12 protein-coding genes are annotated in these 14835 nt (G+C 48.3%); 6 read left to right on the top strand and 6 right to left on the bottom strand.

The genetic code is table 11. The features are described from left to right. Window positions 1-96 precede the first annotated feature (96 nt). Window positions 97-771: a hypothetical protein gene (locus H6F52_RS17230; RefSeq protein ID WP_242033978.1), complete on the top strand. Its 675-nt coding sequence runs from the start codon at window positions 97-99 to the stop codon at window positions 769-771. Here the strand turns inward: H6F52_RS17230 and H6F52_RS17235 are convergent. Further along, window positions 719-1873 carry an extracellular solute-binding protein gene (locus tag H6F52_RS17235; RefSeq protein ID WP_190536208.1) on the bottom strand — a complete coding sequence of 385 codons (1155 nt, stop codon included), beginning with the start codon at window positions 1871-1873 and terminating at the stop codon, window positions 719-721. The genes H6F52_RS17230 and H6F52_RS17235 overlap by 53 nt on opposite strands. Window positions 1874-1922: 49 nt before the next feature. After that, the gene (locus tag H6F52_RS17240; protein ID WP_190536209.1) at window positions 1923-2558 is read right to left on the bottom strand and encodes a phycobiliprotein lyase; all 636 of its coding nucleotides are present in this window, start codon (window positions 2556-2558) and stop codon (window positions 1923-1925) included. Window positions 2559-3048: 490 nt separating this feature from the next. On the opposite strand from H6F52_RS17240, the gene H6F52_RS17245 reads away from it, so the two are divergent. Further along, entirely contained in the window at window positions 3049-3426 is a 378-nt protein-coding gene (locus tag H6F52_RS17245; protein WP_190412895.1) for a hypothetical protein, read from the top strand. 92 nt (window positions 3427-3518) lie between these two features. Here the strand turns inward: H6F52_RS17245 and cobT are convergent, their stop codons facing one another. The 4 genes from cobT to H6F52_RS17265 form a co-directional block, all read right to left on the bottom strand. Then, window positions 3519-4634 (bottom strand): nicotinate mononucleotide-dependent phosphoribosyltransferase CobT, encoded by a 1116-nt coding sequence (gene cobT, locus H6F52_RS17250; RefSeq protein WP_190536210.1) that lies wholly within the window; start codon window positions 4632-4634, stop codon window positions 3519-3521. An 88-nt stretch (window positions 4635-4722) separates the two neighbouring features. Further along, window positions 4723-5478: a DUF2232 domain-containing protein gene (locus H6F52_RS17255; RefSeq protein ID WP_190536211.1), complete on the bottom strand. Its 756-nt coding sequence runs from the start codon at window positions 5476-5478 to the stop codon at window positions 4723-4725. Window positions 5479-5592: 114 nt separating this feature from the next. Further along, on the bottom strand, window positions 5593-6120 hold the full coding sequence (locus tag H6F52_RS17260) for a universal stress protein (RefSeq protein ID WP_190439805.1): 528 nt from the start codon (window positions 6118-6120) through the stop codon (window positions 5593-5595). A gap of 58 nt (window positions 6121-6178) precedes the next feature. After that, window positions 6179-6886, bottom strand: a complete 708-nt coding sequence (locus H6F52_RS17265; protein ID WP_190412784.1) for a Crp/Fnr family transcriptional regulator — start codon at window positions 6884-6886, stop codon at window positions 6179-6181. 530 nt (window positions 6887-7416) lie between these two features. Between H6F52_RS17265 and H6F52_RS17270 the strand changes: the two genes are divergently transcribed. The 4 genes from H6F52_RS17270 (at window position 7417) to pgsA (ending at window position 14796) form a co-directional block, all read left to right on the top strand. Next, window positions 7417-11058, top strand: a complete 3642-nt coding sequence (locus tag H6F52_RS17270) for a hypothetical protein (RefSeq protein ID WP_190536212.1) — start codon at window positions 7417-7419, stop codon at window positions 11056-11058. A gap of 74 nt (window positions 11059-11132) precedes the next feature. After that, complete coding sequence (locus H6F52_RS17275) at window positions 11133-13049, top strand: hypothetical protein (RefSeq protein ID WP_190536213.1); 1917 nt, start codon at window positions 11133-11135, stop codon at window positions 13047-13049. Between the two features lie 466 nt (window positions 13050-13515). Continuing rightward, on the top strand, window positions 13516-14157 hold the full coding sequence (locus H6F52_RS17280; RefSeq protein ID WP_347275936.1) for a sugar transferase: 642 nt from the start codon (window positions 13516-13518) through the stop codon (window positions 14155-14157). Window positions 14158-14268: 111 nt separating this feature from the next. Continuing rightward, the gene (pgsA, locus tag H6F52_RS17285) at window positions 14269-14796 is read left to right on the top strand and encodes a CDP-diacylglycerol--glycerol-3-phosphate 3-phosphatidyltransferase (protein WP_190536214.1); all 528 of its coding nucleotides are present in this window, start codon (window positions 14269-14271) and stop codon (window positions 14794-14796) included. Window positions 14797-14835 lie beyond the last annotated feature (39 nt).

The following is a 14835-nucleotide window of genomic DNA, read 5'->3' on the forward strand; positions in this document are numbered from 1 at the left end:
AATCTACGTTTATTTACAAACCGTTCGCTGAATCAATCGCTGGAACCATTAGCAATTCTTACCAGACAATAACTGCATGAATTAGCGCGAGTAAACATGGAACCTCTACAGGAACCAACCAAATCTGGAGCGAAACTTAAACAATTTAGGCAGGCGTACACGGCAGATGACAATGCTGCGAGAAGTCAGATCCATCAAACAGGGAAAAAGATTGCTTCTTCCTTGCTGTTATCAGCTTTAGCAATTCTTACTTCGTGTCTTGTCCCTTTGTTAACGCAGGCACAAACACCACCCACACTGCTGCCTTCTCCCGAACCTTTAGACTTAAAACTACTCGATCCAGAGTCTCGCCCACCGAGAAGTCAAGTCATTAGAGCCGATAGTATGTCCCAAGCTAAACCAACGGTTCCCAGCCTTTGGTGGGCGGAGGAACAGTTTGGTGGCAAATTACTAGAGAACTGGCTAGCGTACCCGGATCGCCAGCGGGTGGATTTGGTTGTAAACCGACAACTCTGGAGCCTTCTGAACTATATAGGACGCTATAGCTTTGTCAACAGCTTTGGGACGGTTGCCAGAGATTATGGCTATAACACCAGGGTGTTTATTGCCAATCAACCACAAGAACCGCTAGCAACCTACACTTGTAATTTCAGTACCAATCCAGTCGTCTGCGATCTGGATATTGTCTCCTCTGGTCAAAATAGTCTGCGAGTTCGTTCTAAACCGTTGGGCGGATTTCCTGCCACAGGGAACGATACGCAAGCGCCGTAGACTGGGGAAGTGGAAACAGAAATTCACTCTTGTCCAGTATCTGAGTATCTGGCAGCAAGATGGAGTTCGTTTTTAAAAATTCAGGTAACTCTGCTGGGTTCATGCCAGCAACAATTGGTGAGGCGGCGCGGCTGAACAGAGAAATTTCCGTAGCCGGTTTGGATTCCCAACAAAAATTAATCCAATCTTGCAACAGAGGATTCGCCGCAGCACCAGCAGGTTGCACCCATAAGTCTGACCACAAGGCGGTTCCAGACACAGGAACCACCGCAGCAATGTTGCGATCGCGCTTCATCACCGACAATACATCTGTTGACCAACCCACCGCCAGCCAGGTGTCTCCTAGCAATAACGGTTGCAGATAGGTATCGGAACTATAAAATTTCACCTGCTGGTGCAACTTTTGCAGGGTATTTTTCAACTCAGGAATTCTGTCTATCCGTTCCGTGTTGTAAGAATGACCCAACCGTTTTAAGGTTAGACCAATCACTTCTCGCGGTTGATCTAAAAGTGAAATGCGATCGCGCAGTTCTTCTCGCCACAAATCTTGCCAATCCGTCGGTGTCCATCCCAAAGATTTGAATTTGTCGCGGCGATAGATAATTACTGTGCTTCCCCAGCGATAGGGCGCACCCCAAATTTTTCCAGCGGGGTCAGATTGACCTTGACTATTGCGTTTCACAAGTTCTTGCCATCGGATTGGCAATTGATTCCACCCTCCCGCCTGTGTGAGTTCGAGGGGTTGAATGAGTTTCTGCTCAATTGCCTGTGCTAACCAGAAATCTCCCAAAGTCACTAGATCGGCAATGACGGGTTTTTTCGGGGTAATCAGCGGTAAGTTCCGACCCCAGCCCTGGTTCGCTTTACCGGGATTATGCCAAGTTTCTAGACTCGCAAATAAATCTTTTAACTGTGTGGCTGGCGTAAAATCTAGAGTTGCCGATTGCTTGAGGCTCTGGCGAAATTTAGTTAACAGCTGAGCGGGAATGGAATTTTTCAGAAGTCTAACTCTTAGTGTGGGGTTTTGGGAATTTCCACACCCTGCAAGCATCTGACTCAAGGTCAGCGTTCCAGCACCCAGCAGAAAAGACCGTCTCTTCATAGTTGTAGCAACTAGCAATCCTTCTGATTAGCAATTCGCTATTCGCTGTTTATAGCGCTTGTCGGCGCTCGACACCAAAGCCGACCAAATCGATTACCGTTGGTTGTTCTCCGGGTTCGGGTCGTTGGTAAGTAATAATTGTTCTGAGCCGCGTATCCGGCGCTACAATCCGCATTTGATCGACCGCAACAGAACGTCGATAATAGGTGATCATTTCCAGCGTTTGGCGAGTGGGCTGATAGGTAAAGCGCCCCGCGATCGCTCCCGCTTCTGAGTATCCCTCATCCCGCAGATAAAAACCCTTAATCGCTTCCCCATCTACAACTTCCGCCACGCTCGGTGGAGCGGGGATTTCGGCGGGCGATTCCCCAGGCACCACGTAGGCATCCGGCACAAATAAAGCCTTCAAACTCATGGATACTCGTTCGCCCGTTTCCGAGACGGTATCAAAGGCGATCGCAAACCCAGGACAGGCATTTTCTTCTTCGGTTGCTTGGGCAAGATTTACCTTTATGCCATTTGACGAAGAAAAGGACAAAATTTGCTGCTTTTGTTCCCATGTCAGGGCTTTTACCGAATATTCCGTATGAGAGCGTTCAATCTGACCGCTAAGGACAGAATGATACATTCTTTCTGTTGTCCATACCCCGGTGCAAGCGGTAAAAAACTCTCTGATGCTGAGCATTTTTTCCAAAAAAGCAATATTTAACGCAAGTAAAAGGTGATTAGCTTGCTTGATTAACTTAACATACGTCCGTGTTCTTCGGTGCTGATAAAGGTTCTAGCCGTTGCTACAGTTTTTTGCACTGCGATCGCCGTTGCCATCTTCTTTATCTATTCGATAAGTATATTGGATAAGTATATTTTCTGTTCCTCCTTTTGATAGAGGAACTTCTTAGGGCTGAAAATCAAAATAAACGGAATATAGGGCTAGAATCGCGAAAATTTCCAATAAATCTTCAGAATTGAGAATTTAATATTTCTACATCATAAATCCTGCTATAAAAACCGCTTTTCATGTTTATTCAGCCTTGACCTAAAAAGGCTCAATCGATCCCAACTCCAGCTTCATAAATTCATCTTGCTCAATAGTTAAATAATTTGTAAGTAAAACAGTTTTTTAACTATTTTTTTATAACATGAAAGAAATCAAGTTAACGCCTAGTGGGAATTGCATGGATTCACTTCAAAAGCAAGTCATCACTTTAAATCATAAAGTTGATGTCCTTTACGAAATGATTGACCAGTTGAGCGAAAAAGTCTCTGAAGCTTTGTCTAAAAGCAAAGCAGCGGCTATCCAAGGAGGTACACCCGCACCTTTAGGAGTCAGTAATAGCCGCTATGCCTATAAAAGCTACAGCAATCAGTCTCCAGTAATGGAGCACAAAGATGTCTTAGTTGATACAAACTCTGTAGATAGTAACTCTCATAGCAGCGAGAAAGATTTGTCACCGACCATTCAAATCCAACGGCTAACGGCACAGCTCACCGCTGCCTATAATCGCATTGCTGCTTTAGAAGAACAGTTACTCTCTCAGAGAATTCACTCTTAAACAATCGGCAGGCGGGATACAGCTAGAAGGCTTGCAGATAGAGAAGAAAGAATAAACACTGGCTTTATGCTTCACACTTCATATTTCGGACTTCAACAACGCTCGATTAACATTTCAATGGCTTGGAGTAATTGCTCCTGGTGCCAACCCTGAGTTAAATGAGCCGCGATCGCACATCCGCCCGCACCCATGCCTTCTTTAACGTATCCCTGCTCATAAGCCCGCAGTTGAGGATAACGAGAGGGCGCAAAACTCAGCCCAGTCCCCAATAAGGGGACTGGGCTAATTGTTTTTGCTAAGCCGACCGTATCACCAGTTGGATCTTCTGCCACCCAGCGAGTCGTTCCCACCACAACTTGTTCGGGTTCCCAAGATAGGGAATATTGACGCCCAAGCGCTTGCATCAAGGCATAGACAGCCAGCATTTGCGTTCCACCCGCCAGCATGACACCGCAAGTGCGACTTGCAGCGATCGCCATCCCCGCAACCGCAATTTGCATCGGATCGCCAATTGCCGCAACCAGATGTAACGGGTCTTGTGTCAGATGAACGCTACCCTTATGTCCCTGAGTTTCTCTGCTCCTAAAGGCTTTCAGCCCAGCTTCCACCACCGCCCACTTTTGCGCGTGATTGCAGCTAGGATGGCTGCTGTTGACCTTACCGGCAGCGGGGACACCCAAGCCCGTTAAAATTGCCAAAGCCGTTGTCGTTCCCCCTACGACGCACTCTCCCAGAATTAAATATCCATCCGGGATACTTGCCGCTAGTTTTTGCCCCCAAATCAGTCCTTGTTCCCACAGATGTTTCACTGTCGCAAGAGGCAAAGCATTTCCGCCGCTGAGACACTGGGCAGGGGCACCTTCCAAATCAATGACTGGAACAGTTGGCGGCTGGGGCAATCCAGCATTGAACAAATAAACAGGAATACCGAGTGCTTCAACCACCGCGCGGGAGATTAGCACTGGAGAGGCACCCGCTTGCAGAGGAGGCAGAGGATATTGAGGCTGAGGCTGAGGGCCTTTATACAAAAATTCCGCATCTGCGATCGCTGTATATTGTCGATCCTCTGGCGTTGCTCCAGCTGCTGAAATACCGGGGATCAGCCCGGTGGCGGTAAAGCCCAAAATACAAGCAAACACCGATGGACGTCCCCGATATCGCTGGAGCCATCGATGTCCCGGTTCTATCTGAGTGTAGACATGAATCATCGAGTTTTGGATTTTGGATTGAGGGTTGAGTCGTGGTGAGGCTCAAAGCAACTGGAAAAAGGCGAAATCAACCTTTAACTTTTCTCCCTCATTCTTCATAATCCAGCAGCACTTGCACCCAATGAGGGGGACGGGGAATCGGGTTGCCCAAACGATCGAGTAGCAGCAAAGCCACCAGATGCACGACAAACATATAGATAACGTTATTGAGAATAATCATGCCGAATGCGATCGCTTGAATCAAAGATAGACTCGGCTCTTGCAGTAGCCCGATCTTGACAAATACCCACTCTGCCAGTTCCGTCACCTGGCTAGTCATGTAAACCCAGAGGTCTTCCCCCAATAAAATCGACAGCAGCCAAAACCGAAAAAAGAATCCAAACGTACCAATAATTGTCCCCGTACCAATCGAGAACAGCCAGCTGCTCCTGCGCCGCCACAAAGCCCCCAGTTGGACACCCATGAGACCGTAGGGGATCAGAAACAGAATGCTGCGAGTTGGTCCCATTAGGACGGACAACAGCAACCCAGAAACCAACGCTGCCATCCAAGCCGCCCGGTGTCCCCATCGCAGGTATACGAGGGCAATCGGGATTGGGAAAAACATCCGCAGCAGCGGTCCCATTGGAAAGTAATAATTAATCAGCCAAATCAGGCTACAAGTACTAGCCAGAAAGGCAGTTTCCACCATGATCAGGGGAGCAACTGCTTTCACCTGGGGTTCGGAATAATTGTTCCCTTGGGCACTGGTTGCCGGGGGTGTTTCGCTTAGATTCGCCTCATCTTCGATTTTCTGAGAATTCCCCAGACCAGAAGCTTGACCGTCTTCAAAAGGATCGCTCATGCAGATTAAAAAACAAAGCCAGATCCTAAATTTAACCTCTATTCCCGTTTTGAGCCGAGCTTCAGCAGCTTCAGGAGAGAATTACAAGACCCATTACCAATTTCCAGTATCCCTTTATCCATCCGCTATTTCCCCAGTCGCCAGTGATTCAGGATGCTCCGTATCTATGCCCTGAATTACCAACACCGAACAGGGAGCGTGGTGCAGCACATAATTACTCACACTCCCCAGCAAAGCTTCTGTCAATCCCTTGTGCCCCCGACGTCCCATCACAATCAAATCGGCACCCCAATTCTCAGCTGCTTGACATAACATTTGCCCAGCCTCGCCTACTTTGTAATCAAACTCCGTCGGCACTTTCTGACGGGTAGATTTTTCGCAGTAACTTCGGAGCAAATCTTGCACCTGTTGGATTCGCCTTTCGAGCGTGAGGTGGTGATTCTCATAGGATGTCATCATCTGAGGATACAAACCCATCTCACCAGAGAGCCGTGGCGTTATTTCACCGAGTATCTCGCTATTGAGGCAATGTAGCAGCATCATTGCTCCACGATTCGCCTGCGCCAATTCCAGCGCTTGAGCGAAGACAGCCTGACATAAAGAAGAGTCGTCGATAGCAACCAATATTTTCTGAAAACCCATGACTAGGCACCCAGATAAATGGCAGTTGGGCACCCAGAGTGCCGCTGCCGTATATTTATTAGACGATTAGCCGTTCCAAAGCCGCCAAATCGGGAATGCACAAGATATCGTGGTCGCGCATAATCAGCGCCTTTTTTTCCAGCTTTGTTAAAACCCGCGTCACCGTTTCTCGCGCCAGACCGCTGAGGCTGCTTAACTCACGATGGGGTAAATTCGGGATCATCGTTCCTTTTTGGGCAGTTTTTCCCTGTCCTTCTGCTAAGAATAATAACGTGTCGGCAACGCGGGACATACTATCTGATTCTCGCAATCGGAGGCGACGGTTGACTTGACGCAGGCGTTTTGCCATCAGCTGAGCCAAGCGAACGCCTGCTAGTGGTTCGTTATGAATTAACTGAACAAAATCTTGAGCAGGCATACTGCCAATCGTCGTAGGAGTTAGCGTAATTACATCCGTTGAACGAGGAACCTCATCCAACGCTGCCATTTCGCCAAAAAGTTCTCCTTTGCCAAGAATATTCAGCGTTACCTCTTTACCATCAAGGTTGTAGGTGCGAATTTTCGCCCAACCCTCCAGAATAAAGTAGACAGAGCCGCCCCAGTCATTTTCCAGCAAAATCACCTGATTTGCAGGATGGGTACGAGTGACGACATGGGAAGTGGCTTTCTCCACAACGGTCTCTGGTAAGCCGGTAAACAAAGGTGTGGAGCGAATCAACGCATTCATGTTAGAGTTCGGTTCGCGGGGGGTGTATCGGTCTTCCATCGGGCCAACACAAATGAAAAAGCTAAGAACTGATAAAGAGTGGCCCACTGGAGTGGGGCTAGCTGGTAGCGTTTGAATCAAGAGCAACCGTTGAGCCGGAAACTTTCAGCAATCAGGTCGGCATCTCCCGAATATGGTGTTTACGCTCTCGAAGATAATTAGGCTGAACAGGAGGCTCTTGGCAGCGTACCAATCAGAGTTAGGAGGCACCCATTGAGCCAGTGACCCTATCTTTATTATCCTCATAGAGGAAACCCGCGACTCGCTGCTGACGCATCTAGCAAAACTCACATCTTAATCCAAAACGCTTTGATTTTGGGCGATCGCTTTCTTTGTACCCATTGGGTGACAAAACGCTACAACCCAAAATTCTATCTACATTTAGAATTACCAGTCTTGAAATAATTCACCCGGTAGATGCAACACCCTGTTTAATATAAGTTGTTCTTGTTGGGCAGTCTAACATTATAGGCAGTGGCAGTATAGTAACTTCTGATAACTGTGCAATCGTTCTAGCCAGGGATTCCATTGTGACTCACGAGACGGATGCGATTTCTACACTAATCGCTAACATTGACAGCATCCTCTACAAGGCCAGCTCCCGTCGGCCTTGGCTCAGGTCAGTTGATGTCCAAGAGCAGCGTCGGCTTCTAGAGCAGGTTCGTACCTATTTAGTCTCACAGCAACAATTAGGCGCTGGAGATGAAGCTCGGCATCAGGAATACCAACCGCAGGCAACAGCACGACAGATTGTGCAAGCGGTTGAGCAAGACATGGAAGCGGTGCGAACCAGCTTGATGCACTCCTTGCAGGGGGATCTGGAGAGTCTCCGCCAACAGCGGGAATCTCTGGTTCTAGAGATTCGGCAGATGGAGAGTTATCGGCTGCACCATCGAACGCTTGCCCAGCAACAAGCGGCACAGCAGCAACTAATTTCCGAATTTTTGCAGGTACTTTCTAGTCGCTTGCAGGAAACTCTCACGCAACAGATGGCTCAAACCCTGAGAAATTTGGAAACTCAGTTTTTGAGTGCTGAGGTACTCCCTCCAGAAGGTCAAAAACAACCGTATAATTTCTCACCTAGCTATTCAGACGCGATATCTAGCAATTCTTTACCTTTACATCCGCGAGAGCGCCTGGAACAACTGCAAACGTTACAGGCAAAATCCGATCAACTGCTAGCAACGCTGGATTCAACCATTCGTACAGTCTTCGAGGCACTGCAACGCAATCTTGTTAGCTATCAAGAGTCCTTGGCCCAAGGACTTGATAAAATGCACAACTTGGGGCAGCAAAGCGAGGTGATGTTTACAGAGTTGGTAAATCAGCTCACCGAGCAGTTCCAGCAAGAAGCCTCAGCAATTTTGCAATCGTCTCGGCAGTCACAAGTAGATGCAAGTAGCGCGAGTCCGACTGCGACAACACCAGGGATCGGCGCTCTGCAACTGCCCTATCCCCAGAGGGAACCCCAAACGCTGGATCAACCCTCCTCTCCACCTTCTAATCGCAACGAATTCAATTTCTCGCCGAATGATGTTCCTGTCGCCAGACAGCCATTGCCGTATCCGGGGGTTGAATTGCCCCTCCGCTCGGTGGAACAGGAGCAGCCGCAAAGTCCCCAGTTCAATCTGCCAACGGACCGCTTAGGCGAGTCGGTACAAAGGCAAGCCTCCTCAAAGGATAATCTTTTTGGGACAGCATCGTCTGCTAGCACTCCATCGAACCCTACCTCTGGTGCCCAGAGTAGCGGTCTGGAAGACTTGAATCTAGAGAACTTGGGCAATCTGGAGATGGCATCGCTGGATGACGATGATATGAAAACTATCTTCCAGACGGAGCCTATCCTTCCCACGATTCCCGACAGGAAGCGCGACGAAATCGACGATTTTTTTGAAAGCTTGTTTGGGACGCCGCCGCTCCCACAGAATCCCGAACAACAAGCTCAAAAAGTTGAGAAACAACCGGAGAATAATCCCGCCGGAGATACCCAAACTCAATCAGAAAGTATAAATCCAATCATTCCTCAAGATTCAGCCGGAGAGAGGAACCCTCGCCCTTATAGCAGTCAGGACTCTTTAGAAGATGCCCTGTTTGCAGGTTTGGAAGACCCCGCTGAAGATGCCGCGATCGCGCAACCACCTGCGAGAGTCGAGCAAGTTGAGGACTCTTGGGAAAATGTCTTATTTCCCGAAGATTGGGAAAAGACGGTTATCCAAGTTGAGAAGTGGGCGATCGCTCCGACGATTGCCAGAGACGAACAAAATGTCGAAACTAATGAAGCCTTCAATCCTGAAACAGTGGAAGAAGGGGATCTGGTCATTTCGGCACTAACCGATCTGTTGCAGGAGGATCTGTTCCAGGAGCAGGAAGTACTGCCAGCGGAATCTCCCTTAGCGCTCGTCACACCTCCGAGTGTGGAGGAAATCACTCAAATCCAGAATACTCAAATCCAGGACACTCAAATCCAGGAAACTCAAATCCAGGATACAGAGCAACCTGCAACCGAGGAAGCTGCAAGTCTGGAAGAAGATATCTACATTCCCGCTTCGCCAGACGAAAATCTGCTGGCGATGGATACTTTCTCAGTTGACCAAGACGAGTTTTTCTGGCTGGATAGAGATACGCTGCAACTGCTGAGTGAAGATCTGTCTAGCTTTGAGGCACCGCAGGGGGGCGTGTTCCCGCAATCAGAGGAGCAGAGGAGCCATAGAGAGGCGGATTTTAGCGATAACGCGACAGAAATTCAGACTCAAGATGACTGGTTCGCAGAGGAGGAAGAGCTTTTTGGGACGGAGATACCAGAGGGGACGGTTGACGCTGTTGAAACACAAGCGGAAGCGTCAGAAGTAACCCAGGGGAAGAGACACCAGGAAGCTTTGCCAGTGACGGAACTGGATGAGTTGTTGATGGAAGATTGGGACGATCTCGCCCTAGATAGCTTTGTGGAGGAGGATTCTGTTCCGGGAACAGATGGGGAGTCGGAAAGATTGCCGTCTGGGGAATTCAGTTTAGATTCAGAAACAGAAAACGCGATCGCTCACCATCCACAAAATTCCCATCAGGAGCAACCGGAAACGGCGAACACGACAACAGCCGATGAAAGAGCGGATTGGAATTTGGCTTCCTTGTTCCCTGTAGAACCCTTAGACCCAGCGCCAGACAAAGCGATCGCTTTTCTTCCCCCCGCTAATCTTGATGAATCGTCGGAAGTATTGCCCTCGCTGGGTTCGACATTAGAAGCAGAACTAGGAATACAGGAGGATCGAGAATACATAGCTGATTCCCAGCAACAGACGTTAGAAATCACGTCAACAGAAACGCCAGAAGAGATGCCAGAAACCATCGATTTCGATGAATCGTTGGTATTCCCCGAAGAAGTCGATCTGGAGCTACCTACAGAAACGGCGGGGCTGGAACACGAATATGTTGCTGACTGGGAGTGGGAAGAAATGCCACCGCCAGCCAATCCTTCAAGGGAGGCACCAGCCGCCATCGATTTCGACGAATCGTTGGTATTCTCCGAAGAAGAAGTCGATCTAGAGCTACCACCAATCGAAACGGCGGCGTTAGAGCAAGAATACGTTGCCGACTGGGAGTCGGAGGAGTCAGCCAATCCGCCAAGGGAGGCACCAGCCGCCATCGATTTCGACGAATCGTTGTCATTCTTCCCCGAAGAAGTCAATCTACTACCTACTGAAACGGCGGCGCTAGAGCAAGAATACTTCTCTGACTCGGAAGCACAACAGACGCCAGAAATTACTGGTGAGAAGACAGCAGTATCGATTGAGTTCGATGAATCGTGGGAATTATTTGCCGATGAGGAACAGAGTCTAGAAACACCCAGAGAAAGAGCGATCGCGTCCGATGCCGATATTGATGCGCTAACTGGGTTGCAGGAAGAAGATTTAGGCGACTGGGAATTTGAGGAAATGCCAGAAATTTCGCAAGTCGAAATAACACACCTAGGGGAATCGGATTGGCAGGAAGAATTATTGCGATTGGAAGAACTGATCGCTCCACCAGACGATGCGATCGCTCAGTTCCCTAACAATCCACCGATGGCAACCGAGGAAGAAGCCGTTTCTGAGCCGACGCTGCCTCAAACTGACGATTTTGATTTGGAGCTGGATATATTTTCAGACTCATCGAACCCGGAAAAAAAAACTCCGTAGGGATACCCACTCAGAAAATTACCCTTGAATCCCCATTCGTTTTAGAAAGTACAAAATTGCTCCCGATCGGGATAATGAATCCAAATTCAATTCATTCTTCCACTGTCCTTGAGTCTGCAAAACCATCGCCTGCGGAGAATGTCAGCAAGTATGCCTGGTACTTAGGGATTGACTTTGGCACAACTGGCGTGTCTGCGGTTTTGTTAAATGGTTCGACGGGTGAACGATATCCCATCTATTGGATAAGCCAAGGACAGACAGAATCTACCCAAACCAGCTTTCGTTTACCCGCAGTGACTTACACGGGGCCAGCTTGGAGCAATTCAGAGCAGTCATCGGGGGTTGCGAGTAGCGCTTACGCCGATACACCAGCCGCGAGTAACACTTACGCGCATACACCAGCGGCGATCGCAGTGGGTGTTCTGGCGTCTTCTCTTGCCAATCGTAAAGAAGGAGTCTTTATTCAAGGCTTTAAACCGTACTTGAAGGTGGGAATTCCTTACTATTCATCTGCCAAAAAATGGGAGCCGATATTGCAGTGGTCGCTCGACCAGCCAATTTCCCTTTACTGGCTGGGACGCTCATTGCAAGCGTTATTTGCCACTCTAAGACCTCTAGGAAGGCAGGGAAACCCGCTATCCCCCACAGAACAATTGAGACCTAATTTAGTGGGTGCCGCAGGTTTAAAGCCCTCTACGCTGAATGCAGCGATGAGTTGCTTGAGTGGTGTGATTGTCGGTTGTCCTGCTAAATGGGGGGATACCTACCGCTTCAACATCCGCGAAGCCGTACTGGGTGCCCATCTGGTGGAAAATCCGGAGGAAATCTTCTTTCTTGAAGATGCGATCGCTACTTTGTTGGCAGGAATTGAAGGTGCAACCTTACCGGGAGTCCCCTGGCAAGGCGGGACTCTGGTGATCGACGCGGGTGCCACTACCATCGAACTCGCTGTGGTGAATTTGCCCGAAAATCTTAAAGACTTAACGTATTCTCAGTTTGCTTGTCGAAGTCTTGCCTATGCAGGTAACGCTATCGATCAAGACATCATCGGTCAATTACTCTTGAACGATGAAGAAGGCAAAATGAAAGATGAATTCGAGTCATCCTTCATCCTGCATTCTTCATCCTTGAGCCTTCCCAAAGCCGGGGAACCCGATTTAGCAACGCGCGATCGCTTGGCATCGTTATTGCAAAGTTCTCCCCTGGGACAAGCGCTTCTGGAAGCTGCCAATTCTGTCAAACGAATTCTGCAACAGCAAGACAGCTATACCGTGGAATTGGGCGGAAAGTCCTGTTTGGTGACACGCCGAGATTTAGAAAACCGCGTGTTCAAACCGTTTCTTGAAAAACTGAATCAAGAATTGAATGCGCTGCTAACTCAGGCAGGGATACCCGCATCAGGAATTCATCAAATTATCTGTACTGGCGGAACCGCAGCCGTCGGAGAAATCGCTCAATGGCTGCGACAAAAACTCCCAAAAGCAGTCTTGATTCGGGATACTGGCGCAAACGACTCAACCCTAAACTGTAGTCCAGTGGCTTACGGTTTGGCTACGTTACCGCTGTATCCTCAACTGTTGGAGCAACAAACGCAGCAGTACAGCGATTATTTTCTGCTTTTGGAACTTTTACGCGCTTTACCCGAAGAACCGCTGCCGCTGAATGAAATTATGCAGTTATTAGAGTATCGCGGCATTAATACGCGGGTTTGTTATTCTCGCGTCATGGCGCTTTTGGAAGGAAAGCTGCCTGCGGGTATCGTGCCGTCGGAAGCCGAGTTTGGACTGCTGAGTTCCACCTCCGAGCAAAATCCTGACTATCAAGCGATCGCAGAGGCTCCACTTTTTGAGAAAGAAGCGACCCAGATGTATCGACTGAATGCTCAGCAGGGCGATCGCTATCTTCGCTATTTAAACACTATCCTGACAAGCACTTATCAAAAACTAGAAGAACCATTAGTTTTTGACTTGTTAGTACCGGCAACAGTTTAGCGATGAGATCCGAGACTGCTTGTATTCAGTCACAAGAACATCCCTCCGCAATTCCCCCTACGTGCGGAGGAAAATCGGGAAAAATCTTTGTTTGCAAAAGACTGGGGAGGAGTACTTCAAGGTGAAAAATTATCCTTCTCAATCCTTGCCGGGTAAGTTCTGACCCGCAAGAGACGCGTAACGACGTACTTTCAGGTAAAAAGAATTATCCTTCTCAATCCTCCTACAGGCAGAGGATTAAATAATTGAAATCTGTAGCTTGTCAACCGTACTTCTAACAAAACTTAAAAAAATACCGATTCCCTTAAAGATTCGGTAAAGTAAGGGCTTTCAACGATTCATCTGTAAGGGGTGTTGCCTATATTGACATAAGAGCAACCTGATTCTAGAAGCCAACTTAAAAACAGTGATTACTACTTCCCACCTCCCCGAATCCCTCGACGTTGCTTCGTCGGCGTTTGATGAAATCTATCTGGTTGATGTTACAAAACAGCCAAGCTGTCATCCCTCTGTCACTAGCAAAGAGAAGCGCCTGATTGATATCTTGGGAGGCGTCGTGGGGTTAGCGATCGCAGCGACAATTACAATTCCAGTTGCGATCGCAATGCAACTGGATAACCCAGGTCCTGTCTTTTACAGTCAGATTCGCTGCGGTTTGAATGGACGCAAGTTCCGCATCTGGAAATTCCGTTCGATGGTTGTTGGTGCAGAGAAGCTCAAGCATCTGGTCGATAACCAAGCGAAAGGGCATATTTTTAAAAACGAAAATGACCCCCGAATTACCCGCATCGGTAAGTTCTTACGTCGCACCAGCTTAGATGAATTCCCGCAGTTTTGGAACGTTCTGATGGGAGACATGAGCTTAGTAGGAACCCGTCCGCCGACCGTTGATGAAGTCATGCGCTACGATGCTCATCACTGGGAAAGATTGAATGTTAAGCCGGGAATTACTGGCGAGTGGCAAGCGAACGGTCGTTCTAGCGTCCAAGACTTTGAAGACATCGTCCGCATGGATATTGATTACCAGCAAAAGTGGTCTGTTGCTTACGACCTCAGCTTGATTTTCAAGACGGTGATGGCAGTTGTGAAGAAGAAAGGTGCTTGTTAAAAAGCGAATCGCGAATCGCTAACTGTAAACTTAGAATTTCAGGCTGTAGACTCTGGACGCGAAACCGTCCGGAGTCTACAGTCTTTTTAACTTATCAGATCGATGCTTGTTATGACGCTACCCAACTGGATTACTTTATCTCGCTTACTGGCCTTGCCAGTTCTGCTTTATTGCCTGGACACCCCAACAACTGAAACTCGCACTGTGGGATTGGTAATTTTTCTGGTTGCGGCGGCTACGGATTGGTTAGATGGCTACTTGGCTCGTAAATTGAATCAAGTTACAGATTTGGGTAAATTTCTTGACCCGTTAGTTGATAAATTACTGGTGTTGGCTCCGCTACTGCCGCTCATTCAACTCGGTCAAGTACCGGCATGGGGCGTATTTCTAATTTTGGCAAGAGAGTTAGCGATCGCGGGTTGGCGCGTTAACAAAACGACCATTAGTGGAGCAAATATTTGGGGCAAGTTAAAAACAGTCAGTCAAATTATTGCGATCGCGCTTTTGATCGCACCTCTGCCTGTCTTTTGGGAAATTCCCGCCATAATTGCTTTCTGGATTTCCGTTGCCTTTACTTTGATTTCTGGAGTTATTTACCTTCTCCCCCAAAAAACCGAGCAACCCTCAGCGGTTAGCTAGTAGAGATACGATTCATCGTATCTCTACAACGACTAATCG

Source organism: Coleofasciculus sp. FACHB-542 (assembly GCF_014695825.1).
Lineage (GTDB): Bacteria > Cyanobacteriota > Cyanobacteriia > Cyanobacteriales > FACHB-T130 > FACHB-T130.